Genomic DNA, 23405 nt, shown 5'->3' on the forward strand with positions numbered 1-23405 from the left:
TCATGGCGGAGATCTCGGCCGCGTCGCAGGAACAATCGGCGGGGATCGAGCAGGTCAACGTCGCCGTCGCGCAGATGGACAAGATCACGCAGCAGAATTCCGCGCTGGTCGAGGAAGCGGCGGCCGCGGCGAAGTCCATGGAGGAACAGACGGAAGCGCTGTCCGGCATGGTCTCCGCCTTCGTGCTGAACGCCGACCAGGCGCCGCCCGCCCCCAAGGGCCGGCCGGCCCCGCGCGCCGCCGCGCGGCCCGCTTCACGTCCCGCGAAGCCCGGCCCGGCCAAGGCCGCGACGTCGGATGACGAGTGGAAGGAGTTCTGATCCATGTCCGCCGCGGCAACCCTGCCCGGACCTTCCGTCACGGCGCTCATGCAGGAAGTGCTCCTGCATGACGAGGATTTCGTCGCCATCGCCGCCATGGTGAGGGAGGCGTCGGGCATCGTCCTCGGCCAGAACAAGAGGGACCTGGTGCATGGGCGGCTGCGGCGGCGGCTGCGGGCGCTCCGGCTGCTGAGCTTCAGCGACTATCGGGCCATGCTGGAAGGCCCGGACGGCGCGGAAGAACGGGTGCGGATGATCAATGCGATCACCACGAACCTCACCGGCTTCTTCCGCGAACCCCATCACTTCGAGGCGCTGGGCGACCGCGTGCTGCCCGCCCTGTCGCGGGACCAGCGGCGGCTGCGCATCTGGTCCGCCGGCTGTTCCTCGGGCGAGGAACCCTACACCATCGCCATGACGCTGCATCGCGCGATGTCGGACCTCGGTGCCTGGGACGCGAAGGTGCTCGCGACGGATATCGACACCGACATGGTCGCGCATGGCGCCGCCGGGCTCTACGGCATGGAACGCGTGGCCGCCATCCCGGCGGAGCTGCGGCGCGCCCATGTGCGGCGTGTCGATGCCTCCACCGTCGCGATGGGTGATGAGTTGAAGGACCTCATCGCCTTCCGGTCGCTCAACCTGCTCGGCCCCTGGCCGATGCGCGGGCCCTTCGATGCGATCTTCTGCCGCAATGTCGTCATCTACTTCGACAAGCCGACGCAGCGCGTGCTGTTCGACCGCTTCGCGGACATGCTGAAGCCCGGCGGCATGCTGTTCGTGGGCCATTCCGAAAGTCTCTACCGCGTGAGCGAACGCTTCACGCATCTCGGCCGGACCATATACCGCAGGGTCAAATGAGCCCGTCCCTGGCGGTGCCGGCTGCTGCCACCGCCGGCGCCGCGCTGCAATCCCGGCTGCTGCTGTCAGGCGATCCGCTGGCCGGCCGGCGGGCGGTGAAGGTGGGGCCGGGCGAATACCATGTCTCGGCGGAGGAGGAGGCGGTGATCGTCACCGTGCTCGGCTCCTGCATCTCCGCCTGCATCCGCGACCCCGTCGCGCGGGTCGGCGGCCTCAATCACTTCATGCTGCCGACCAGCGTCGATGGCGGCTGGGGCAAGGCGGCGGCCAGCCTGCGCTACGGCAATTTCGCGATGGAGCGCCTGGTGAACGACCTGCTGGCGCGCGGTGGGCAGCGCGCGCGGATGGAGGTGAAGCTGTTCGGCGGCGCGCGGCTCGGCGCCAGCACGGATTCCGTCGGCAGCCGCAACATCGAATTCATCGATGCCTATCTGAAGGCGGAGCGGATGCAGGCGGTGGCGCGAAACCTCGGCGGCGCGCGCGCCCGCAGCATCGTCTACCAGCCCGTGCTCGGCCGCGCCTTCATGCGGTTACTGCCCGAGGCGCAGGAGATCGTCCGCGCCCAGGAAGGCAGGCTGCGCCGGCACCTCGCCAATCGTCCGGTCGCCGGCAGCATCGAGATTTTTGAATGACAGGAAGGGTGAGCGGCATGCCGATCCGGGTGCTCGTGGTGGATGACAGTGCCCTGATCCGGCAATTGCTGACGGAACTCCTCTCCGCCGATCCGGGGATCGAGGTCGTCGGCACGGCCGGCGATCCGCTGGTGGCGCGGGAGAAGATCAAGGCGCTGTCGCCGGATGTGCTCACGCTCGACATCGAGATGCCGAAGATGGACGGGCTGAGTTTCCTCGAGAAGCTGATGGCGCTGCGGCCGATGCCGGTGGTCGTCGTCTCCACCCTGACGCAGAAGGGCACGGATGCGGCGCTGCGGGCGCTGGAACTCGGCGCCATCGACGATGTCGCCAAACCGCTGATCGATATCCGCAGCGGCATGACGGCGCTGGGGGAGGAACTGGTCGCGAAGGTCCGCGCCGCCGCCGCGGCCAGGCCTCGTGCCCGCGCCATGCGCGCGGTGGCGAGCGTGCCGCTGCAGGTGGATGCCCGCCTTTCCACTGCCGGACGCATCGTCGCGGTCGGTGCCTCCACCGGGGGGGTGGAGACTCTGCAGCAATTGCTGTTGCAGATGCCGGCGACGGCGCCGGCCATCGTCATCACCCAGCACATGCCGGCGGGCTTCACGACCAGCTTCGCCAGGCGGCTCGACCAGCAATGCGCCATGACGGTGGTGGAGGCGACGGATGGCCGGCGCATCCTGCCGGGCCAGGTCTACATCGCCCCCGGCGCGCGCCACCTGGAAGTGACGCGCACCGGCGCGCATTACGCCTGCCGCCTGCATGATGGCCCGGCGGTATCCGGCCACCGTCCCTCGGTCGATGTGCTGTTCCAATCCGTCGCGACGGCGGCGGGCGCGAATGCGATGGGCATCATCCTGACCGGCATGGGCAAGGATGGCGCGAACGGCCTTCTGGCCATGCGCCGCGCCGGGGCGCGCACGCTCGGCCAGACGGAGGCGAGCTGCGTCGTCTACGGCATGCCCAAGGCCGCCATGCAGATCGGCGCCGTGGAGCAGGAGCTGACGGTGGACCAACTGGCGCGCGAGATCGTGCGGGCGCGGGAGGCCGAGCCCGCGCGCCGCACGGCGTAGTCAGCGCGCCTACACCCAGGCCGCGAAGCGTGTCGCGGCATCGGCGTTCACCGCGCCATCCGGCATCTCGCCCCGCGCCAGCATCCCCACCTGGCGGACGGTATCCATCGCCTGGTGCTCCGCGGCTTCCGGCGTCAGCCCGCCGACATGCGGCGTCGCCACCACATTCGCGCGCGCGGCCAGGCGCGGTGCGGGCCGCTGGTCCGGCGCGCTGCCGACATCCATCGCCGCGCCGCGCAGCTGGCCGCTTTCCAGCGCCGCCTCCAGCGCGTCCTCATCCACCAGCTCGCCCCGGCTGAGATTCACCAGGAAGGCGCCGCGCTTCATGCGGGCGAAGGCGTCCGCATTCATCAGGTGCCGCGTCTCCGGCGTGGAGACGGCGAGCGGCATCACCACGTCGCTTGCCGCCAGCAGCGCGTCGCGTCCCAGGGCCTCGGCGCCTTCCACCGCCGCGTAAGGGTCATGCACCACCACGCGCATGCCCATCGCCGTCGCGATGGGGGCGATGCGCCGGGCGATGCGCCCCCAGCCGATCAGGCCGAGTGTCTTGCCTTCCAGCTGCACGCCCATCCGCACCTCCGGCAGCGTGCCGTTGTGATAGGCGGTGCTGCTGGTGGAGACTCCGCGCGCCAGATCCACCATCATCCCGATGGCGAGTTCCGCCACGCTGGCGGTGAAGCCCGGCGTCGCCTGCGTCACCAGCACGCCGGCCGCGCTGGCCGCTGGCACGTCGATGGTGGAGATGTCGACCGCCACGCGCAGGAAGGCCAGCAGATCAGGCGCCGCGGCGAAGGTGGCGGGCAGGCCGGGGGTCGAACGATCGGCGACGATGCAGTGGCAGCCCGCCGCCGCGCGGGCCAGCTCCTCCCCGGCCAAAGGGCGGTCGCCGTCATGCAGGACCACCTCCGCCACCGCCCGCAGCGCAGCCTCGGCCCGGGGCGGGTAGTAGCCGGCCCGCATCTCGGGCGTATGGGTCAGGAACACGCGCAGCATGGACGTCTCGCCCTCCGGTTCTTCTCGTCCTAGCCTAGGGGGCATGAGCACGGCGCACGAGATCCCCTTCACCGCGGGCACCGCCCCGCCCCGCATTCCCGTGCCGCCGGGCGCGGTGGATTGCCACCATCACGTCTATGACGCGGCGGCGCCCGTGGTGCCGGGCGGGCGGCCCCATGCGGATGCCAGCCTGGCGGATCATGCGCGGGTGCTGGCGCGGCTCGGCGTGGACCGGCATGTGCTGGTGCAGCCCTCCACCTACGGGCTCGACAATTCACTGCATCTGGCGGCGCTGCGGCAGGCGGGGCCGATGCGGGCGCGGATGGTGGCGGTGGTGGCGCCTGGCACGCCGATGGCTGAACTCCGCGCCATGGCGGCGGACGGCGTGGTCGGCGCGCGGGCCAATCTGGTGCAGGGCATTCCCCTGAGCGTCGATGATGTCGCGCCGCTCGGGCGGACACTCGCGGAACTCGGCTGGCACCTGCAGCTCTATGCGACGCCGGCGATCATCGCGGGTCTTGGCCCCGTGCTGCGCGCGCTGCCCTGCCCGGTGGTCTTCGACCATTTCGCGCAGCTGCCGCTCGTGGAATGGGAAGCCGATCCCGCTTGGGGCGTGGTCATGGACCTGATGCAGGCGGGGCGGGGCTGGATGAAGCTCTCCTCCCCCTATGCGCTGGACCAGGCGAGGCCGGAGGCGGTGGGCGATTTGGCGCGGGCGCTGGTGGCGGCGGTGCCGGAAAGGCTGGTCTGGGGCACCAACTGGCCGCATCCCAATGCCACCACCATCCCGGATGACGCGGCGCTGCTGGACCGCCTGGCCGAATGGGCGCCCGATGCAGCGGTGCGGCATCGCATCCTGGTGGACAACGCGGCCACGCTCTACGGCTTCGGCTGATCCCCGCCCGGCTTCCGCCCGGCCCAGTTCTCCAGGGGAAAGCGCAGCTCCACCAGCAACCCGGCTGGCGTCCATTCCAGAAGCTGCGTGCCGCCGAGGCGGCGGATCTGGGACTGGATCACCGCCATGCCCGTGCCCTTGCGCGCCGGCGGGGCGATGATCGGCGCGCCGCCCTGCTCGGCCCAGCGCAGCACCACCGCCGCGCCGTCACGCCGCGCCTCGATCCGCACCTCGCCGCTGGCGGCGGCCAGTGCCCCGTGCTTCGCGGCATTGGTGGCCATCTCATAGAGGATCATCGCCACCGGCTGCACCGCATTCGCCACCAGGTCAGGCACGTCATCGGCTTCCAGCGTCAGGTGGTCGCGATAGGCGGCGAGTTCGGAGGCGATGAGCAGGGCAAAGGCGGCGGGATGCTGCGCTGCCTGGTCCACCAGCGTCTGGGTGCGGGCCAGCGACAGGATCCGTCCCTCCAGCCGCCGCTTGTATTCCGGCACGTCCGCCGCCTGGGTCAGCCGCAGCAGCGCCTGCACGACGGACAGCGTGTTGTTGGCGCGGTGGTTCACTTCCCGCACCAGCAGGGCGCGGCGCGCCTCGGCCTCCGCCTCATCGGTCACGTCGCGCAGCATGCCGACTATGTGGGTGCGCGCGCCGGGCGGGCCGAACATGCGGCCGAGGAATTCGATATGGCGGATGGCGCGGTCGGTCTGGCGGATGATGCGGACGCGCTCGCAATAGATGTCGCGGTTGCGGTCGCCGCGCAAATCGGCGGCGAAGGTGGCGCGGGCGGCCTCGAGATCCTCGGGGTGATAGCATTCCCAGAACCCCGTGCTTTCCACCGGCATGCGAGGCGGCACTGGCAGGCCGAACATGGCGAAGGCGTTGGGGCTCAGCACGACAGTGCCGGTCGCCACGTCGGAGTCGAAGAAGGCGATGCCGAAATTCTTAATCGCCAGCCGCGCCCGTTCCCGCCCGGCTTCCGAGCCCAGGTCGAAGCCGATCATCCAGGCACCGGATCCTGCAGGCTGCCGCTCCCTCGGTCCTTGCGGAGTCGAGTGTATCAGCCCGTCCAGAGCCGGGCCAGCAGCAGCGCGGCGAGCCCCGCCCCCATGGCCGGCAGCAGGCGGCGGCGCAGCAGGCCGTAGGCCAGGCCGCCCGCGGCAAGCCCGGCCAGCCGCGCCGGCCAGGGCACGGTGGCCAGCAGCCCGGCGGGGGCGGCGATCGCCAGGGTGACGAAGGCGGCGAGGGTGGCCACGGACACCGCGGAGGCCCAGGCGATGGCGGGGTGGTCCGGCCGCAGCGCGCCGCCCAGCAGCAGGCCACAGCCCCGCAGCGCCAGGCCGATCCCCACCGTCAGTGCCAGCGCCCAATCCGCCTGGTTCATCGCCGGCGGTTCCAGAGGAAGGCGAGCGTGCCGCCCAGCAGCCCCGCCAGCGGCAGCCCCCAGGCGCCGCCCACCGCGAAGGCGAGGGGTGAAGCGAGCACGCCGGCGACCAGTGCCGGCGCGACGCCTGGCCTTCCCGCATCGGCCGCCAGCAGCAGGCAGAAATACAGCGGGTTGGTGAAGAGCAGCGCGGCGCGGAGTTCGGCCGGCAGGTTCGGCGCGGCGAGGTGCCCGGCGGCGGTGGCGCCCATGGCCGCGCACCAGGATGCGATGGCGAAGCCGAGGAACCATGGCAGCCGCGCGGGTTCCGCCAGCCCTGGCAGCGCGCGCATCCCCGCCGCCCAGGGCGTGATGGCGATGAAGGGAAGGGCGAGGTAGCGCCGCCAGCCCCGCCCCAGCATCGGCGCGATGGCGACCGCCATGGGCAGGAAGCGCGCATTGGCGGCCGTCGCCGCGACCACCGCCGGCAGCCCAGCCCCTGGGGCAGCCGCTGGGGCCCCCCCTTGGGCCACCCCGCCCCCTGCCGCCACCTGCAGCAGCACCAATTGTCCCGCCATGCCGTAGACCGCGCCGGTGCAGAGCAGCGCCCAGGGCAGCGACAGTCCCGCTTCCGCCACTGCTGCGCCGAAGGCGAGGAAGGTGGCGCCCATGGCCAGCGCCGGGGCGCCGAGGGCCTCGCGGGCGCCGTTGCGGAAGGACGGATGCATGGGCGGGAGGATGCGGGTGGTCGTGGCGGGCGTCACCCCCCACCCGCCGGACCCATAATCTCGCGGTCCAGGGTCCCGTTGGACCCTGGCCGGGGGTTGCAGGGGGGCGGCGCCCCCCTGCGGACTGACATTTGTTGCAGGGGGGGCGGCGCCCCCCTGCGGACTGACACTTGGTGCAGGTGGGCGGCGCTACTCCGCCGCCGCCGGCCGGGCCGCCGCCCGTCGCCGCGGCAGGAAGGCGATCGGCGCCAGGCACAGCACGGCCAGGAAGGCCGCCAGCGCCTCCGCGCTTTCCGGCACGTCGATCGCGGCCAGGGCCGCCGGCAGGTCGATGGGCGTGAAGCCGATGAAGGCCTGTTCCTGCATCTCCTGCACCGCCGCCGCGGTGAAGCGCGCCGCCACGACCAGCAGGAACAGGCTGGTGCCGAGGAAGAGCGGCCGCAGCGGCAGGCGGCGCGTGCCGCGGCGGATCGCCAGCCAGAAGCCGAACAGCAGCACCGCCGCCACGGCGGCGCCGGCCAGCACGGGCAGCGGCTGTTCCTCCGCCCCCAGGGCGGCGAGGAACAGCACGGTTTCCGCCCCTTCGCGGAAGACGGCGAGGAAGCCGATGGCCGCGACGGCCAGCGCCACGCGGTTGCTTTCCAGGGCGCGGCCCGTGCGCTGCTTCAGGGCTTCGGACCAGGCGCGGGGATCGGCGTGGCGCGCCAGCCAGCCGCCGGTCCACAGCATCAGTGCCGCGGCCAGCAGGCAGGTCGCGGCTTCCACCCGGTCATCATGTTCCCCGCCCAGCAGGATGGCGTAGAGCACGGCGACCACCAGGCTGGCACCCAGCCCGCCCGCCGCGCCCCAGCCGAGTGCGCCCGCGCGTTCGGGCGCGGCGCGGCCGATGAAGGCAGCGAGGGCGGCGAGGACGAGGACGGCTTCCAGACCCTCCCGCAGCAGGATCAGGCCGGCATCGAGCATGAGGGACATGGTGCGGAGGCTTTCTGAGATTGCGAGTCGTTCGCAAATTAATCCCCGCCGCCGTCCATTTCACGTGAAACAATGGCAAGCCATCGCCCGGCGCGCGCGCGCCGGGCAATCCCGCTTCAGCCGCCCCCTTGTCAGCCTATAGGGGAGAGGCCGTCCGCCGCGCGGGACTGCACGCCGGCCTGGAACTCCCAGAAATCCGCCAGCGCCTCGGCCAGGTCGGCCGTCGTCGCGCCCGCGGCGAAGCGGCCGGCCCATTCGGCCAGTTCCGCCGCATCCGGCGCGCGCCCCAGCGCGGCCTGGTGCAGCAGGACCGCCGCATCGGCATCATCCAGCCCGGCGATGCGGGACTGGAATTCCGCCGTGCCCGCCAGGTCGCGGGCCAGCTCCGCCGGGGACCATCCCGAATCGAGCCGGGCGTCGAGGGCGCGCAACTCCGCCACCGTCGCTTCCCGCCCATAGGCGAGGCGCGTCAGGCCATCCGCGAAGCTCAGGCCCCAATCCGCGACGAAGGCACCGCTGGCGGGGGAGGGCCGGGCGGCCAGGACATAGGCCTCCGTCGCGACCATGACGAGGAAGTCGGCGCGGTTGCCGGCCTCCAGCCGTTCCAGCAGCAGCGCGACGCCGGCTTCGGTGGGGGGCGCGCCGGCGGCATTGGTCCAGGCGGCGGTGGCGAAGGCGCGATCATCCGCGATGGCGCCGATGCCGCCCTGCGCCAGGAATCCCTCCGCCAGGTCCCGCGCCTGGATGCGCCCCGAATCCAGCGCATCCGCCGCCCAGCTAGTGCCGAGCGGGGAGGTATCGCGCCCCAGCACGATGTCATGCAGCCGGTCCACCAGCGCGGCATTGCCGCCGGCACCGATGACTTCCCGCCCATCGGCGAAGCGGATCTCGCTGCCGCCCACGGTCGTGCTGCGGCCATCGGCGGTGGTCACCACGGCGAGATCGGGGGCGACCAGCGTCACCGTCGCCTGTTCGCGGAACAGGGCGGTGGTGTCGATCGTGGCGGGTGTCAGGGGCTGCGGCGCGGGCGCGGGCACGGGAACGGGGGCTGGCACCGGGACCGGCGCCGGGACCGGCACGGCCACCGGCGCTGGCGCGCCATTGCCCACCACAACCCCCGCTGCCGCCGTCCAGACCGGCAGGCCCGCCCCATCCGTCACCGCATGGCCCTGCCCGGTGCCATCCGCGCCCCAGAGCTTGCCGATGCCCCAGGCATAGTCGAGCACCGCGCCAACCGGCAGCGCCTGGCCGAAGCTGACCGCCAGGCTGTCCGCATCCAGGATCGCCGCGCCCGTCGCCTGCACCCGCGTGCCATTCGGCAGCAGCGCGGACCAGCCGGCACCCGCCGCCGCATCCGCATCCAGGGCCGCGAAGCCCGCGGCCCCGTCATGCCGCACATCCACCTGCAGGCGCGTCGGCTCCAGCCGCGTCGCCGCCACCACCTGGGGACCGTCGGAGGCGATGTTCCCGCCCGCCAACGCGACCGGCGAGCCCGGCTTGGCATAGGCCGCGAATTCCTCCGCCGCCACGCGCGCGATGCGCCCCGCGACGATCAGCGCGTCGGAGGCCGAGATATGCGCGCCCCCGAATTCCCGCGTCTTCTCATCCCCATCGTAGTTGTCGAGATCGACATTGAGGTCCGGCGCCCGCGCGGCGATGCGCGCATTGAAGCCGGGATCCGCGGCCAGCGTCTCCATCGCCTGGCGGATGGCCTGGTGGCCGGTATCCGTGCCGTCGCCGAAGGGATGCGCGGCGACATACAAATAGGGGATGTCCCGCCCCAGCACCTGGCGCACCAGCCCCGCATCGACCCGCATCGCCTGGGCGAGGGAGGTGGCGGAAAGACCGGCATCGCGGCTGTCATATTCGCTATGCAGCCAGACCAGGGCGGTCGCGTCGCCCGGACCGTCGGCGACGTATTGCTCCATCCGCCGCAGGAACAGCTGCTCCAGCTCCCCGGCCTGCCAGCCGCCGCCCGCCGCGGGGTCCATCCATTCATCGAGGAAGGCGGTGGCGGGATAGGTGGTGTCGCCGCCCTGGCCATCCCGGTCATAGACCAGGGTGACGCGGTCATTCACGCCATCGAAGCCGAGCAGCCGCTCCACCTCAGTCACCAGCCGCCCCGCCCCGGCGAAGCCATCGAGTTCGGCGAGATAGGCGGCGTTGGACTGGCCACGCAGGATGAGATCGAGTTGCAAGGCGAATAACCCCCGGATGCTGGTTCCGGTGGGCAATGCGGCGATCCCGCGATGGTTCGTCCTGATGACGGGCTAGTGAGAAGCAACGCGCAAGGCCGCGTAACGTTGCGGCGGGCCTCGTTTTCCGGCGGTCACGATGGCGCGCGCGGCCGCCGTTCGGGCTGCCGCTGCCCCATTCACGCCATGAAGCGGGCGTCGCGCGTGGCGGCAATCGCCTCATAGGCGGTCTTCACCGCATCGGGGCCATGCAGCCTTTCCAGCCGGCGCACGGTGAAATGCCCCTGCGCCACGCCGCGGAAATGCTCGAGGAAGGCGAGGTTGATGGCCGCCCCGCCTGCCGCGCCGATCAGCGGCGCCGCCTGGGCGGAGATCTTCAGCGCCACCGGCCCGCCGAAACGCGCCGCGATGGGGCCGAGGAAGCCCGGCAGCAGCATCCCCGCCATGCCCTTGCCGACCGCGCCCTTCACCGCCTCCGCCAGCGCGACGCGGACGGCGAAGTAGCCGGATTCCGCCGCATCATCCCGCGCATCCCGGCCGCCGAGGGCGAAGACTTTCAGGCATTCCGCGGCCACCAGCGGGTCCGCCAGATCCTCACCGTGCTCCGCCGCGATGGCCGCGATCTGGCGCAGCAGCAGCGTGGTGGAGATGGGCAGTTCCACCAGCGTCCCCGGCAGGCCGAGCGCACCGCCCGCCGCCCCCGTCGCCGCCGCCAGGCCGCGATGGAACCAGGCCGTAGGGAAGGGGGTGGGGTTGGCGCTGGGCGAGGCCTTCAGCGCCGCCTGCATGGCGGAAGCCAGTGCCTTCCGCACCGCGCCATCCAGCATGGATTGCACGCCGGATGGCAGGCGCGACCGCAGCGCCTCCACGGGGGTGCCGACCATGCCGGCGATGCGCGCGGCAAGCGACACGGTCTCCAACTGCACGACGGCGCGGGAGAGTTCCGCCCGCGCGTCGTCGGTCAGGATGCTCGGCGGGGGAGGCGCGATGGTGAGGGACATGCGGCACCATATGGGGGTTCGCGCGTCATGACGCACGAGGAGCCGTATGGTCCCGCAGCCAGGTCGCGAATTCGTCTTCGGACAGGTCGCCGGCGGCGAGGTCCAGCATGGCGACCGTGGCCATCGCCGGCGGCGCCACCAGGTCCAGCCCGTTCGCCATCAGGAAGACGCCCGCCGCCACGAAGGCCGCGCGCTTTTTGCCATCCACGAAGGGATGGTTGCGCACGATGCCATGGGCATAGGCCGCCGCCAGGCGGCAGATATCCGTCTCGGCTTCATAGGCATGACGGTTGAGGGGGCGGGCAAGGGCGCTGTCCAGCAGCCCCTCATCCCGCAACCCATCCGCGCCGCCGAACTGGCGCAGGCTTTCACGATGGAGGTAGAGAAGCGCTCGCTTGTCGAGCCAGCGGGGGGGCGTCACGGTGCCCTCGCTACTTCGCCAGCGCTGCGAAAGTCTCCCGGTACTTGCGCATCATCTCGCGCCCGAGGTCGAGTTGCGCCTCGGTTTCCTGGGGCACCACGGTCAGCAGCAAACCGTCCTGGCTTTCCACCACCTGCAGGCTGTCGCCCTCCACCAGGTTCAGGCGCGCGAGCAACTCCTTCGGCAGCACCACGCCCACCGAATTGCCAACCGCGCGCAGCTTGAGGGTCGCCATGGCTCATGCCTCCGTCATGGCATCGCTGGAGATGCCGTGTCAACGGAAGTTATAACAGCTCTCGAGATGAGAAGTCGATACCAAAAGTACCGCGGTACGATCCTGTTGAGCCACGGGATCGTACCGCGATTTCTCCTACAGGATGAACCGCGACAGATCCGCGCTGCCCGCCAGCGGCGCCACGCGCGTTCTCACGAGCGTGCCATCCACCGTGATCGTCTCCCCGCCCCGGTCGGAGGCAGTGAAGCTGATCTCGTCCAGCAGCCGTTCCATCACCGTCGCCAGCCGCCGCGCCCCGATGTTTTCCACCGAGGCGTTGATCTCGGCCGCCAGTTCCGCGATCGCGTCCGTCGCGTCGGCGGTGATGTCGAGCGTCACGCCCTCCGTCCCCAGCAGCGCGATGTACTGCTTCACCAGTGAATGCTCGGGCTCCGTCAGAATCCGCCGAAAATCCTCGCGCGTCAGCGCGGAGAGTTCCACGCGGATCGGCAGGCGGCCCTGCAATTCCGGCAGCAGGTCACTCGGCTTCGCCTGGTGGAAGGCGCCGGAGGTGATGAAGAGGATGTGGTCCGTCTTCACCGGTCCGTGCTTCGTCGTGACGGTCGTGCCCTCGATGAGGGGCAGCAGGTCCCGCTGCACGCCTTCGCGGGAGACGTCGCCGCCGCGCGTGCCGCCCTCGCTGGTGCGGGCGCAGACCTTGTCGATCTCGTCGATGAAGACGATGCCGTTGTTCTCGGCATTGGCCACGGCTTCCCGCGTCAGCGCCTCCTGGTCCAGCAGCTTGTCGGCCTCGTCCTTCAGCAGGACCTGCCGCGCCTCCGCCACCGTCATCTTGCGGGGCTTCTGGCGGCCGCCGAACATCTTGCCCAGCATTTCCTGCATGTTCTGCATCTGCAGGCCCTGGGCGCCGGGCATGTCCATCATGCCGATCGGCATGCCGCCGGTGGTATCGGCCACCTGGACCTCCACCTCCCGCGCCTCCAACTGGCCCTCCCGCAGCATCCGGCGGAATTTCATGCGGGTTTCGCCGGAGGCCCCTTCGCCGACCAGGGCGGAGATCAGCCTTTCTTCAGCTGCCAGCTCCGCCTTCGCCTGCACCGATTTGCGCGAGTTTTCCCGCGTCTGCGTGATGCTGACCTCGATGAGATCCCGGATGATGCTGTCCACGTCGCGGCCGACATAGCCGACCTCGGTGAACTTCGTCGCCTCCACCTTCAGGAAGGGCGCGTTGGCAAGCTTCGCGAGGCGGCGCGCGATCTCCGTCTTGCCGCAGCCCGTCGGCCCGATCATCAGGATGTTCTTCGGCACCACTTCCTCGCGCAGCCCGGGCGCGAGTTGCTGGCGGCGCCAGCGGTTGCGCAGCGCGATGGCCACGGCGCGCTTGGCGTCGTTCTGGCCGACGATGTGGCGGTCGAGCTCGCTGACGATTTCCCGCGGGGAAAGGTTCACGGTTTCCGTCACGACTCGATGGTCTCCAGCACGATGTTGCCGTTGGTGTAGACGCAGATGCTGGCGGCGATCGCCATGGAGCGCTTCGCGATCTCCTCGGCGGAGAGCCCCTCGACCGGCAGCAGGGCGCGCGCCGCCGCCAGCGCGTAGTTCCCGCCGGAGCCGATGCCGATCACGGCATCCTCGGGTTCCAGCACGTCGCCCTGGCCGGTCAGCAGCAGGGACCGCTTGCCATCCGCGACCGCGAGCAGCGCTTCCAGCCGCCGCAGGTAGCGATCCGTCCGCCAATCCTTGGCGAGTTCGACGCAGGCGCGTTCCAGCTGGTCCGGGAAGCGTTCCAGCTTCGCCTCCAGCCGTTCCAGCAGGGTGAAGGCATCGGCCGTCGCACCGGCGAAGCCGGCGAGCACGCGGCCCTGGGCGATGCGCCGCACCTTGCGGGCATTGCCCTTCACGACGGTCTGGCCCAGCGAAACCTGGCCATCCCCCGCCATCGCCACGCGCCCATCCTTGCGGACGCAGAGGATGGTGGTGCCGTGCCAGCCGAGAGGATCATGCGGAGGGGAGGTGGTGTTCATGGCCCGCGCATGTGGCATCGGCTCGGTGTCAGTGCAATGCGGGGCGGCAGCAACGATGATGCAGAACAAATATGCAACAACGGTAGGCCGTCACCCCGATTGTTGCACCCTCGCCATCACCCGCCCGTGGACCCCGCCCGCCCTATCCGCTAGTGCAGCGCCCATGACGCGCACCGCCAGCATCGCCCGCGCCACCTCCGAAACCGATATCCGCCTGACCCTTGCCCTGGACGGCACCGGCCAGGTGGAGGTCGCGACCGGGGTCGGCTTCTTCGACCATATGCTGACCGCGCTCGCCCGCCATTCGCTGATGGACCTCACCGTCGCGGCCAAGGGCGACCTGCATATCGATGACCACCACACGGTGGAGGATGTCGGCATCGTGCTCGGCCAGGCGCTGCGCCAGGCGCTGGGCGACAAGCGCGGCATCCGCCGCTTCGGGCAGTGCCTGCTGCCGATGGACGAAGCGCTGGCCGAGGCCGCGATCGACATCTCCGGCCGCCCCTTCCTCGCCTGGTCCGTCCCCTTCCAGCGCCCCAAGATCGGCACCTTCGACACCGAGTTGGTCGAGGAATTCTTTCGCGCCTTCGCCTTCAACAGCGGGATCACCCTGCACGTCACCCTGAAGGCCGGCAGCAACGCCCACCATGTGGCGGAAGCCTGCTTCAAGGCCGTCGCCCGCGCGCTCCGCATGGCGGTGGAAGCCGATCCGCGCATGACTGGCGAAATCCCCTCCACCAAGGGCTCGCTGGAGGGCTGATCGTGAAGCTCTACACCGTCCACGCGGCGCCCCCCCCGCCCGCATCCTGGTCCGCCGGGCCGGAGGGCTGGCCGGAGCCGAAGGTGCGCCCGCCAGTCCTGGTGCCGGAAGGCTTCTCCCTGGCCGCCACCATCCTCGGCCCCTTCTGGTTCGCCTGGAACCGGCTGTGGTGGGAAGCGCTCGGCCTGCTGCTGCTCATCGTCGCCGCGGCCTTCCTGCTGCCCGAACCCATCCTGAGTGCCGCCACCGTCGCCCTGCACCTGCTGGCGGGGTTCGAGGCACGGGACCGCCTGCGCGCGCGCCTGGCGCGCCTCGGCCTGCCGGAACAGGGCGTGGTGGTGGCGGACAGCCTGGATACCGCCTGGTTCCGCCTCGGCCAGCAGCGGCCCGATCTGGTGCGGACGTTGCCATGAGGATCGCCCCATGAAGATCGCGGTCGTCGATCCGGGCTCGGGCAACCTCGCCTCCGTCACCCGCGCCCTGGAACGCGTCATCCGCGAAACCGGCGTGGCGGCCGACGTCGCCGTCACCACCAGCGCCGATGATGTGCGCGCGGCCGATCGCGTCGTGCTGCCCGGCCAGGGTGCCTTCGCCGCCTGCCGCCGGGGCCTGGACGCCCTGCCGGGCATGGTGGAGGCGCTGAACGACAGCGTCATGATCCGCAGAAAGCCCTTCCTCGGCATCTGCGTCGGCATGCAGCTGATGGCGGAGCGCGGGCTGGAACATGGCGTGACGCAGGGCCTCGGCTGGATCGGCGGCGAGATCGCGCCGATGGACCCGCGCGACGCCGCCGGCACGGAACTGCCCCTGCCGCAGATGGGCTGGAACGCGCTGGTGCTGGACCAGGCGGCGCATCCGCTGCTGGAAGGCATCGCGCCGGGCGCCCATGCCTATTTCGTGCATTCCTACGCGCTGTCCGGCGGCAAGGCCCCCGAATTGCTGGCCAGCGCCACCTATGGCGGCAAGGTTCCCGCCATCGTCGGGCGGGACAACATCGCCGGCACGCAATTCCATGTGGAGAAGAGCAGCCTGGTCGGGCTGCGCATCCTCGCCAACTTCCTGCGATGGACTCCATGACCCCGACCATCCAGCGCGCCGGCCAGCACAAGCTGGCGGTGGCGATCGTCACCGAACTCTCGCCCCATGACCTCGACGAACTCTGCGAGGCGACGAACGCCGCGATCATCGAAGGCGGCGGCTTCGGCTGGGTGCAGTCCCAGGACCGCGCCGCGCTGGCCCGCCACTTCAAGGGCGTGCTGCTGGTGCCGGACCGCACGCTGTTCGTGGCGCGGCTGGACAACATCGTCGTCGGCAGCGCCCAGCTGGTCCGCCCGCCGCGCAACAACGAAGCCCAGGCCTTCGCCGCCCAGCTGACCCACGCCTACATCGCCCCCTATGCCCGCGGCCATGGCCTGGCCCGGCAATTGGTGGAGCGCGTCGAGGAATACGCCGCCGGCACCGGCATCCGCGTCCTGAACCTCGACGTGCGGGAGACGCAGGCAAGCGCCATCGCGCTGTTCGAGGGCCTCGGCTACACGCGCTGGGGCACCCATCCCGCCTATGCGCGGGTCGAAAGCCGCACCGTCGCCGGCCATTTCTACCACAAGCTGCTGGAGCCCGGCCGCGGGCGCAGCACGGAAAGCCTGATCGGGGGCGGGTGACACCCATGGGTTTCGTTCTCTATCCCGCCATCGACCTCAAGGGCGGCCAGGTCGTGCGCCTCAAGCGCGGGGACATGGCGCAGGCGACCGTCTATGCCGATGATCCGGGCGCCCAGGCCGCGTCCTTCGCCGGCCAGGGCTTCGCCTGGGTGCATGTGGTGGACCTCGACGGCGCCTTCGCCGGCAAGCCCGCCAATGTGGCGGCGGTGCAGCGCATCATCGCCGCCGTCCCGGGGCTTGCCGTGCAGCTGGGCGGCGGCATCCGGGACATGGCGACGGCGGAAGCCTGGCTCGCCGCCGGCGTCACGCGCATCATCCTGGGATCGGCCGCCGTGAAGGACCCCGACTTCGCCCGCGCCGCCTGCCGCGCCTTCCCGGGGCGCGTGGCACTCGGCATCGATGCGCGGGACGGCTTCGTCGCCACCGAAGGCTGGGCGGAGACGAGCAGCACGACCGCGGTGGACCTCGCGAAAGCCTTCGAAGGCTCCGGCGCCTGCGCCATCATCTACACCGACATCGCCCGCGACGGCATGTTGAGCGGCGTGAACGTCACCGCCACCGCCGCTCTGGCCCGCGCCGTGACCATGCCCGTCATCGCCTCCGGCGGCGTCGCCTCCACGGATGACATCGTGGCGCTGAAGGCGGAGGGCGTCGTCGCAGGCGCCATCCTGGGCCGCGCGCTGTATGACGGGCGCGTGGAACCCGCCGCCGCCCTGGCACTCGCCGCCGCCTGAACCGCCCATGGCCGCCCCGCTGCACCTGGCGGAGACGGCCTGCTTCATCCTGGCGGCCTGGCTCGCGGTGCGGGTGCTGGCGCGACTGGTGAAGGGCGCGCCCTTCCGCCGGCGGGATGCCGGCGCCGCGCTGGTGCTGGTCCTCGCCGGGCTCCTGCTGGGCTGGGTCCGCCAGATCATCGCTTGACCAACGGCGCCAACGGTCGCAATCACCCGCAGGCCCCCGCCACCCGGCGCGGCCCCTGACAACCCGGACTCCCTTGTCCCCCAGCGGAGCGCCCCTGGTGCTGGCCCTGCGCGTGATCCCCTGCCTCGACGTCAAGGACGGCCGCGTCGTCAAGGGCGTGAATTTTCTTGAGCTGCGCGATGCCGGCGATCCCGTCGAGCAGGCCCGCATCTATGACCGCGAAGGCGCGGACGAGATCACCTTCCTCGACATCACCGCGAGCCATGAGGGCCGGGACACGATGCTCGACGTCGTCTCCCGCACCGCGGCGCAGGTCTTCATCCCGCTGACCGTCGGCGGCGGCGTCCGCGCGGTGGAAGATATGCGCCGCCTGCTGCTGGCCGGTGCCGACAAGGTCTCCATCAATTCCGCCTTCGTGTCGGACCCCGCCCTGGTGACCCGCGGCGCGGAGGCCTTCGGCAGCCAGGCCATCGTCGTCGCCATCGATGCCCGGTCCTCCGGCGAGGGCCAGTGGGAGGTCTTCACCCATGGCGGCCGCCGCGGCACCGGCATCGACGCCATCGAATGGGTGCGGGAGGCCGAGCGCCGTGGCGCCGGGGAGATCCTGCTGACCTCGATGGACCGTGACGGCACCCGCCAGGGCTTCGACCTCGGCCTGCTGCGCGCCGCGCGGGCGGCGGTCAGGCTGCCGATCGTGGCCAGCGGCGGCGTCGGCGATACCAGCCATTTCGTGGATGGCGCGAAGGCGGGGGCCACCGGCCTGCTGGCCGCCAGCGTCTTCCATTACGGCCAGATGCGGATCGCGGAGGCCAAGGCGGCGCTGGAAGCGGCGGGATTGCCCGTGCGCCCGATGGCGGAGGCTGCGTGATGGGCAAGGCCGCGACCCCCAAGGCGAAGCCGGTGAAGGACCCGAAGGCGAAGCCCGCCAAGGCGAAGCTGGTGAAGGACCCGAAGGCAAAGCCGGTGAAGGCCAAGGCGCCCAAGGCCAAGCCCCCCAAAGCGAAGCTTTCGAAGCCCAAGCTGCCCAAGGCGAAGAAGAAGGCGCTGAAGGTCGCGGCCGCCCTGCCGCTGCCGCCCACCATCCCCGTCGCCCGGCAGCTTGCCATGCCCAAGGCCGCGGCCGCCGCCGGCGCCGGCGCGCTCGGCCCCTTCACGGTGGAGGGCGCGGAAGCCGCGATCCTCGACACGCTGTGGCGCACGATCGAGGCCCGCCGCGCCGCCGGCGACATCGAGCATTCGCACTCCGCCCGCCTGCTGGCCCGCGGCACCGCCAAGGTCGCCCAGAAGCTGGGGGAGGAGGCGGTGGAATGCGTGATCGAGGCGACGATGGGCAACCGCGCCGCGACGGTGCTGGAAAGCGCCGACCTGCTCTATCACCTGCTGGTTCTCTGGGTGGATGCCGGCATCGCGCCGGCGGAGGTCTGGGCCGAACTCGCCCGCCGCCAGGGCATTTCCGGCATCGCGGAGAAGGCGTCGCGGCCCAAGGGCCTGGTCCGCGCCGCGAACACGACCAAACTGCCCTGATGCCCGGCGCCGCTTGCGCAGGCAGGCCGGCAACACCAGAACAGGCGCCCAGACCACGCGCCCAGACCACGCCCGCGGAGCTTCGACGATGACGCGCATCACCGGCCTGCCGCCCTATGACCCGCAAAACATCTTCGCGCGCATCCTGCGGGGGGAGATCCCCTGCAAGCGGGTGCATGACGATGCCTTCGCGCTGGCCTTCCACGACATCAACCCGCAGACGCCCGTGCATGTGCTGGTGATCCCGAAGGGGGCCTATGTCTCCCACGCCGATTTCACCGCCAATGCGTCGGACGCCGAGATCGCGGGCTTCTGGCGGGCCGTCGGCCAGGTGGCGCGCGAATTGGGGCTGGAGGCTTCGGGCTATCGCATCCTGTCCAACATGGGCGAGGATGGCGGGCAGGAGGTGCCCCATTTCCACGTCCACATCTTCGGCGGCCGCCGCGTCGGCCGGATGGTCCCGGCGCCCCAGGCCTGAATCATGAGCAACCCGTTGCAGGATGCGCGGTCGGCGCTGGCCGCGCTCGGCACGCTGCCGGATTCCGAGATCGATATCGGCCTGGCCGCGCTGCAGCTGGCGCGCGTCGATGCGCTGGATGCCGATTGGCGTGCAGGGGCTGAACACCTGACGGCGCTGGCCCGCGCCGCGGTGAATGCCGCCGCCGGGGACAAGGAAGCCGATGCCGGCGACGTCGCCCGCCGCCGTGCCGTCCTCGCCCAGGTCATCCACGGCCAGTTCGGCTATGCCGGGGATGAGGAGAATTACGAGGATCTGGCCAACGCCAATCTGCTGCGGGTGATGGAGCGCCGCCGGGGCCTGCCGGTCGCGCTCGGCATCCTCTGGCTGCATGCGGCGGAGGCCGCGGGGTGGGAGGCGCATGGCATCGACTTCCCCGGCCATTTCCTGATCGCGCTGGCCGGTCGCGGCCAGGTGGTGGTGGATGTCTTCGCCGGCGGCCGTGCGATGGAGGCGCGTGACCTTCGCGCCACCTTGAAGCGTTTCGCGGGGGACCAGGCGGAGTTGGGCCCGGCGTCGCTCGCGCGGATGGAAAAGCGCGCCGTGCTGCTGCGGTTGCAGAACAACATCAAGGTGCGTCGCCTGCGGGATGGCGATCTGGCCGGCGCCGTGGCCTGCACCGAGGACATGCTGCGCATCGCCCCCGATGCCGCGCCCTTGTGGCGGGAAGCCGGCCTGATGCATCAGCGTCTCGACCAGATCGGCGCCGCCATCGCCGCGCTGGAGAGTTTTCTCAAGCTGGTCCCCGAGGGCCCCCAGGCCCTGCGCGTCCGCGGCCTGCTGGAAGAATTACGCCAGCGCCTGAACTGAAGACGGTCCAGGGTCGTCTCGACCCTGGCAATGGGGGTATCGGGGGAAACAGCGTTTCCCCCGGGCGTCCTACGCGACCTGTTGCCCCGCCCCCTTCAGATCCTCCACGAATGTTTCGAACTCCCGCGCCTGCCCATCCTCGTCCGGTATCCGCAGCAGGAAGCTCGGATGCACCGTCGCGAAGATCGGGTGCCCGTCGAGCCCCGTGACGATCGTGCCGCGCGACTTCATCACCGGCAGTTTCTTCCCCGTCAGCGCCTGCAACGCCGAAGCCCCCAGCGCCACGACCAGCCTGGGCGAGACGAGCCCCACCTCCCGCAGCAGGAACGGCCGGTAGTAGGTGATGTCGCCGGCATCCGGCGATTGGTGCAGGCGCCGCTTGCCGGTCGGCGTGAACTTGAAGTGCTTCACCGCATTGGTGACGTAGGCGGCATCGCGCGGCAGGCCCGCGGCTTCCATCGCCCGGTTGAACAGCCGCCCCGCCGGGCCGACGAAGGGCCGGCCCTGGATGTCCTCCTCATCGCCCGGCTGTTCGCCGACGAAAAGCAGCGGCGCGCCGACCGGCCCTTCGCCGAAGACGGGTTGCGTGGCGCGGGTCGCCCATTCGGGCCAGTCACCCCGGCCGAGCAGTTCCTGGCGGAGGTCGGCCAGCGCCAGGGACGGGTCGCGGGCGGTGTCGAGCAGGTCCATGGCCCCCTCAACGCGCGGGGCGGCGATGGGCTGCGCGGGCACATGGATGGCGCGCTGCGGCTGCGGGTTGGGCGCGCCGCCGCCGCGGGCCACCATCTCCCGCACCCGTTGCGGGGCTTCCGCCAGCAGGCGGGGAATCTCGAAGGTCTCCGGCATGTTGCGCCAGTATTTGCGGGGCATTTCCGCCCGCATGGCGTTGGGCTTCACCCGCGCCGGGTTGAAGATGGCGCCGTAATAGGCGCGCCACAGGGGCTCCACCGCATCATCCGGCGGCACGTCGGCGCGGTTGCCGCCGGGGCCGAGGGACAGGGCCTCCCCGTCCCAGCCCACGGTGCGGCGCCGTGTCACGATGGTCCAGCGCAGGCTGGCGAAGCGGCGGACGAAGAAATCGGCCTCCGCCTCCTCGATGTGATGGTCGGGCTCGAACCAGGCGACATGGCGGGTGCCGGCCTCCGTCTCCACCTGCCGGAAGCGGAGGAAGGCGTGCATCTTGTGGGCATCGCGCCGCACCGCCTTGGCCATCGCCTCCAGCCGCGCCACCGCGGGGTCGGTTGCCACCTGCATCAGCGCAGCCTCCCCGTTCTGCAGCCGCCAGAGCAGGCCGTAGAGCAGGGCGAAGCGTTCCGGGTCGCTGTGCCGGATGGCGATTTCCGCCAGGCCCAGGAGGGCGCGGGGCACGGTGAAGCGGCCGGGCTGGTCCGGCGGCGGGGGGGCGGGGGTGTCGCCGAACAAGGTGGGCGCATCGCCCGCCACGCGCCATTCCACCTGCGCCGGCGCCAGCCCCGCCGCCACCAGGCCACGCGCCGCCTGCCGCCATCCCGCGAAATCCGCGGGCCCTGCCAGGATCGCCGCGACCGTCATCCCCTGCTCCTTCACCTCGTCGTGAACAAATATAGAACATATTCCCTGGCCTCAAGCGAGTCTTGGAGGGGCGGCCCGCATCGGTGATGTTCATGCCGCACGGGAAAACGGATGATGGCGATGCGGATGCTGGTGCTGGGCGCGGGGGCGCTTGGTGGCTATTTCGGTGGCAGGGCGATGCAGCGGGGGCTCGATGTCGCCTTCCTGGTGCGCCCCGCCCGCGCCGCCGCCCTGGCGCGGGATGGGCTTCGCATCCGCAGCACCTTCGGCGATTTCGACACCCCCGTCGCCACGCTGGCCCGGGCCACGCCCGGCTTCGATGTCGTGCTGCTGTCCTGCAAGGCCTATGATCTGGATGCGGCGATCGAGGCGATCCGCCCCGCAGTGGAGGGCGGCGCCTGCGTCCTGCCGGTGCTCAACGGCCTGTCGCATATCGACCGCCTGAACGCCGCCTTCGGCGCCGATCGCGTCTGGGGCGGCCTGGCCAAATGCGCCGCGACGCTGCGCCCGGACGGCACGGTGCAGCATTTGAACGACTGGCATTGGCTGACCTTTGGCGAACAGGATGGCCGCATGGATGGCCGCGCCGCCGCCTTCGCCGCCGCGCTGGGCGACGCGCCCGGCCTGGTGGCGCAGGCCGTGCCCGATATCCGCCGCCGGATGTGGGAGAAGCTGGTCCACCTCGGCACCGTCGCCGCCGGCACCGTGCTGATGCGCGCCAGCGTGGGGGAGATCATCCGCGCCGGCGGCCGCGGCTTCCTGCTCTCCCTCCTCGAACGCAACGCCGCCATCGCCGCGGCCAACGGCTTCCCCATGTCGCCCGGTTTCATGGAAAGCTACCGCGCCATGTTCTCCGACGCCGCCAGCGCCTACACAGCCTCCATGCTGCGGGACCTGGAGGCGGGCGGACGGACGGAGGCGGAGCACATCCTCGGCTTCCTCACCGATGCCGCGCGCGCGGCGGGGGTGCCGGAGGATCTGCACGCGCAGGCCCTGCTGCACGCCCGCGCGCATGACCAGCGGCGGGAGGCGAAGCGACTGCCATGACAGGCAACCCCGACCAGGTCAGCCTTGGCACATCGAAGCTCCGCGCCACGGTGAAGGCCGATGGCGCCGAACTCTCCAGCCTGCAGGACGCGCAGGGCCGCGAATTGCTCTGGCAGGCGGAAGAAGCCTGGCCGCGCCATTCCCCCGTGCTGTTCCCGATCGTCGGACGGGTGAAGGGCGACAGGCTGCGCATCGGCGATGCCAGCTACCCCATGGGCCAGCACGGCTTCGCGCGCGACAGCCGCTTCACCCTGGTGGAGCAGGACGCCACCGGCTGCCGCTTCCTGCTGACGGATTCGGAAGCGACGCGCGCCATCTACCCCTTCGCCTTCCGTTTCGAGGTCGCCTACGCCCTGCATGGTGCGACGCTGGCCGTGACCTATGCCGTGACGAATGCGGGGGAGGGGACGCTGCCCTTCTCCGTCGGCGCGCATCCCGCCTTCTGCTGGCCGCTGCCCGGCGGCGCCGGCAAGCTGGCCCACCGCATCGACTTCGAGCAGGAGGAAGCCGGCCCCTTCTTCCGCCTGAACGAGGCCGGGCTGATCGACCAGACACCCCACGCCCTGCCGATTCATGGCCGCACGCTGGGGCTGCGGGAGGATCTGTTCCGCCCGAGCGCCATGATCCTGCTGAACCCCGCCAGCCGCCGCCTGCGTTATTCCGCCCCTGGGTCCGCCCCGGGGCTGGAGATCGCCTGGCAGGGCTTCGGGCAGCTCGGCCTCTGGATGAAGCCCGGCGCCGATTTCCTCTGCATCGAACCCTGGGCCGGCCATGCCGATATCGATGGCTACGATGTCGATGTCTGGTCCAAGCCGGGGATGGAAATGCTGAACGCCGGGGAAACGCGGCGCTTCACCTGGCGCGTCTCAATAACGGAATGAACCGCGTTAGCCCTTACTGAAGG

Annotated in this window: 28 protein-coding genes and 1 pseudogene; 17 read left to right on the forward strand and 12 right to left on the reverse strand. The window is 71.1% G+C overall.

Annotated elements, in window-relative coordinates:
• The 4 genes and pseudogenes from ACTIE5_RS05265 to ACTIE5_RS05280 form a co-directional block, all read left to right on the forward strand.
• Positions 1 to 320 (forward strand): annotated as a pseudogene (locus ACTIE5_RS05265) (methyl-accepting chemotaxis protein); the annotation flags it as partial.
• A gap of 3 nt (positions 321 to 323) precedes the next feature.
• Positions 324 to 1181, forward strand: coding sequence for a CheR family methyltransferase (locus ACTIE5_RS05270; RefSeq protein ID WP_439548658.1), 858 nt, complete (start codon positions 324 to 326; stop codon positions 1179 to 1181).
• Positions 1178 to 1813 (forward strand): chemotaxis protein CheD, encoded by a 636-nt coding sequence (locus tag ACTIE5_RS05275; RefSeq protein WP_439548659.1) that lies wholly within the window; start codon positions 1178 to 1180, stop codon positions 1811 to 1813. The genes ACTIE5_RS05270 and ACTIE5_RS05275 overlap by 4 nt, the downstream gene beginning before the upstream one ends.
• A gap of 17 nt (positions 1814 to 1830) precedes the next feature.
• Positions 1831 to 2886 carry a protein-glutamate methylesterase/protein-glutamine glutaminase gene (locus ACTIE5_RS05280; protein WP_439548660.1) on the forward strand — a complete coding sequence of 352 codons (1056 nt, stop codon included), beginning with the start codon at positions 1831 to 1833 and terminating at the stop codon, positions 2884 to 2886.
• A 9-nt stretch (positions 2887 to 2895) separates the two neighbouring features.
• Here the strand turns inward: ACTIE5_RS05280 and ACTIE5_RS05285 are convergent, their stop codons facing one another.
• Entirely contained in the window at positions 2896 to 3879 is a 984-nt protein-coding gene (locus ACTIE5_RS05285; RefSeq protein ID WP_439548661.1) for an NAD(P)-dependent oxidoreductase, read from the reverse strand.
• Positions 3880 to 3922: 43 nt separating this feature from the next.
• Here ACTIE5_RS05285 and ACTIE5_RS05290 point away from each other — a divergent pair, with 43 nt between their 5' ends.
• A complete protein-coding gene (locus ACTIE5_RS05290; RefSeq protein WP_439548662.1) occupies positions 3923 to 4774 on the forward strand; it encodes an amidohydrolase family protein in 852 nt (283 codons plus the stop codon).
• Here the strand turns inward: ACTIE5_RS05290 and ACTIE5_RS05295 are convergent.
• The 10 genes from ACTIE5_RS05295 to hslV all read right to left on the reverse strand — a co-directional run bounded on the left by ACTIE5_RS05295 (position 4759) and on the right by hslV (position 13710).
• Positions 4759 to 5775: an HWE histidine kinase domain-containing protein gene (locus ACTIE5_RS05295; RefSeq protein WP_439548663.1), complete on the reverse strand. Its 1017-nt coding sequence runs from the start codon at positions 5773 to 5775 to the stop codon at positions 4759 to 4761. The genes ACTIE5_RS05290 and ACTIE5_RS05295 overlap by 16 nt on opposite strands.
• Before the next feature lie 56 nt (positions 5776 to 5831).
• Positions 5832 to 6155, reverse strand: a complete 324-nt coding sequence (locus ACTIE5_RS05300; protein WP_439548664.1) for a hypothetical protein — start codon at positions 6153 to 6155, stop codon at positions 5832 to 5834.
• Positions 6152 to 6898, reverse strand: a complete 747-nt coding sequence (locus ACTIE5_RS05305) for an AzlC family ABC transporter permease (RefSeq protein ID WP_439548665.1) — start codon at positions 6896 to 6898, stop codon at positions 6152 to 6154. The genes ACTIE5_RS05300 and ACTIE5_RS05305 overlap by 4 nt, the downstream gene beginning before the upstream one ends.
• Before the next feature lie 153 nt (positions 6899 to 7051).
• Entirely contained in the window at positions 7052 to 7834 is a 783-nt protein-coding gene (locus tag ACTIE5_RS05310; protein WP_439548666.1) for an FTR1 family protein, read from the reverse strand.
• Between the two features lie 131 nt (positions 7835 to 7965).
• A complete protein-coding gene (locus tag ACTIE5_RS05315; RefSeq protein ID WP_439548667.1) occupies positions 7966 to 10032 on the reverse strand; it encodes a DUF4214 domain-containing protein in 2067 nt (688 codons plus the stop codon).
• Between the two features lie 176 nt (positions 10033 to 10208).
• A complete protein-coding gene (locus tag ACTIE5_RS05320; protein ID WP_439548668.1) occupies positions 10209 to 11030 on the reverse strand; it encodes an EcsC family protein in 822 nt (273 codons plus the stop codon).
• 25 nt (positions 11031 to 11055) lie between these two features.
• Positions 11056 to 11451, reverse strand: a complete 396-nt coding sequence (locus ACTIE5_RS05325) for a type II toxin-antitoxin system death-on-curing family toxin (protein ID WP_439548669.1) — start codon at positions 11449 to 11451, stop codon at positions 11056 to 11058.
• A 10-nt stretch (positions 11452 to 11461) separates the two neighbouring features.
• Complete coding sequence (locus ACTIE5_RS05330; RefSeq protein ID WP_439548670.1) at positions 11462 to 11686, reverse strand: AbrB/MazE/SpoVT family DNA-binding domain-containing protein; 225 nt, start codon at positions 11684 to 11686, stop codon at positions 11462 to 11464.
• 135 nt (positions 11687 to 11821) lie between these two features.
• Positions 11822 to 13147: an ATP-dependent protease ATPase subunit HslU gene (gene hslU / locus ACTIE5_RS05335; protein ID WP_439548671.1), complete on the reverse strand. Its 1326-nt coding sequence runs from the start codon at positions 13145 to 13147 to the stop codon at positions 11822 to 11824.
• On the reverse strand, positions 13144 to 13710 hold the full coding sequence (gene hslV / locus ACTIE5_RS05340) for an ATP-dependent protease subunit HslV (protein WP_439548672.1): 567 nt from the start codon (positions 13708 to 13710) through the stop codon (positions 13144 to 13146). The genes hslU and hslV overlap by 4 nt, the downstream gene beginning before the upstream one ends.
• A 163-nt stretch (positions 13711 to 13873) precedes the next feature.
• Here hslV and hisB point away from each other — a divergent pair, with 163 nt between their 5' ends.
• The 10 genes from hisB (at position 13874) to ACTIE5_RS05390 (ending at position 19903) form a co-directional block, all read left to right on the forward strand.
• Complete coding sequence (gene hisB, locus ACTIE5_RS05345) at positions 13874 to 14470, forward strand: imidazoleglycerol-phosphate dehydratase HisB (RefSeq protein WP_439548673.1); 597 nt, start codon at positions 13874 to 13876, stop codon at positions 14468 to 14470.
• A gap of 2 nt (positions 14471 to 14472) precedes the next feature.
• Positions 14473 to 14883 (forward strand): DUF2628 domain-containing protein, encoded by a 411-nt coding sequence (locus ACTIE5_RS05350; protein WP_439548674.1) that lies wholly within the window; start codon positions 14473 to 14475, stop codon positions 14881 to 14883.
• A gap of 10 nt (positions 14884 to 14893) precedes the next feature.
• Positions 14894 to 15547 carry an imidazole glycerol phosphate synthase subunit HisH gene (hisH, locus tag ACTIE5_RS05355; RefSeq protein ID WP_439548675.1) on the forward strand — a complete coding sequence of 218 codons (654 nt, stop codon included), beginning with the start codon at positions 14894 to 14896 and terminating at the stop codon, positions 15545 to 15547.
• Positions 15544 to 16131 (forward strand): GNAT family N-acetyltransferase, encoded by a 588-nt coding sequence (locus tag ACTIE5_RS05360; RefSeq protein WP_439548676.1) that lies wholly within the window; start codon positions 15544 to 15546, stop codon positions 16129 to 16131. The genes hisH and ACTIE5_RS05360 overlap by 4 nt, the downstream gene beginning before the upstream one ends.
• A gap of 5 nt (positions 16132 to 16136) precedes the next feature.
• Positions 16137 to 16865 (forward strand): 1-(5-phosphoribosyl)-5-[(5-phosphoribosylamino)methylideneamino]imidazole-4-carboxamide isomerase, encoded by a 729-nt coding sequence (gene hisA, locus ACTIE5_RS05365; protein WP_439548677.1) that lies wholly within the window; start codon positions 16137 to 16139, stop codon positions 16863 to 16865.
• Positions 16866 to 16872: 7 nt separating this feature from the next.
• Complete coding sequence (locus ACTIE5_RS05370) at positions 16873 to 17052, forward strand: hypothetical protein (protein WP_439548678.1); 180 nt, start codon at positions 16873 to 16875, stop codon at positions 17050 to 17052.
• Between the two features lie 97 nt (positions 17053 to 17149).
• Positions 17150 to 17920 carry an imidazole glycerol phosphate synthase subunit HisF gene (gene hisF / locus ACTIE5_RS05375; protein ID WP_439548679.1) on the forward strand — a complete coding sequence of 257 codons (771 nt, stop codon included), beginning with the start codon at positions 17150 to 17152 and terminating at the stop codon, positions 17918 to 17920.
• Positions 17920 to 18576, forward strand: a complete 657-nt coding sequence (locus tag ACTIE5_RS05380) for a phosphoribosyl-ATP diphosphatase (RefSeq protein WP_439548680.1) — start codon at positions 17920 to 17922, stop codon at positions 18574 to 18576. Before hisF ends, ACTIE5_RS05380 begins: the two co-directional genes overlap by 1 nt.
• An 88-nt stretch (positions 18577 to 18664) precedes the next feature.
• Positions 18665 to 19054: a histidine triad nucleotide-binding protein gene (locus tag ACTIE5_RS05385; RefSeq protein WP_439548681.1), complete on the forward strand. Its 390-nt coding sequence runs from the start codon at positions 18665 to 18667 to the stop codon at positions 19052 to 19054.
• A gap of 3 nt (positions 19055 to 19057) precedes the next feature.
• On the forward strand, positions 19058 to 19903 hold the full coding sequence (locus tag ACTIE5_RS05390) for a SirB1 family protein (RefSeq protein WP_439548682.1): 846 nt from the start codon (positions 19058 to 19060) through the stop codon (positions 19901 to 19903).
• Between the two features lie 69 nt (positions 19904 to 19972).
• Here the strand turns inward: ACTIE5_RS05390 and ACTIE5_RS05395 are convergent, their stop codons facing one another.
• Positions 19973 to 21454 (reverse strand): UdgX family uracil-DNA binding protein, encoded by a 1482-nt coding sequence (locus ACTIE5_RS05395; protein WP_439548683.1) that lies wholly within the window; start codon positions 21452 to 21454, stop codon positions 19973 to 19975.
• Between the two features lie 111 nt (positions 21455 to 21565).
• On the opposite strand from ACTIE5_RS05395, the gene ACTIE5_RS05400 reads away from it, so the two are divergent.
• Both ACTIE5_RS05400 and ACTIE5_RS05405 read left to right on the forward strand, forming a co-directional pair.
• The gene (locus ACTIE5_RS05400; protein WP_439548684.1) at positions 21566 to 22501 is read left to right on the forward strand and encodes a 2-dehydropantoate 2-reductase; all 936 of its coding nucleotides are present in this window, start codon (positions 21566 to 21568) and stop codon (positions 22499 to 22501) included.
• Entirely contained in the window at positions 22498 to 23382 is an 885-nt protein-coding gene (locus ACTIE5_RS05405) for an aldose 1-epimerase family protein (protein WP_439548685.1), read from the forward strand. The genes ACTIE5_RS05400 and ACTIE5_RS05405 overlap by 4 nt, the downstream gene beginning before the upstream one ends.
• The last annotated feature ends 23 nt before the right edge of the window (positions 23383 to 23405 follow it).

It is taken from the genome of Falsiroseomonas sp. (assembly GCF_051859025.1).
GTDB lineage: Bacteria > Pseudomonadota > Alphaproteobacteria > Acetobacterales > Acetobacteraceae > Falsiroseomonas.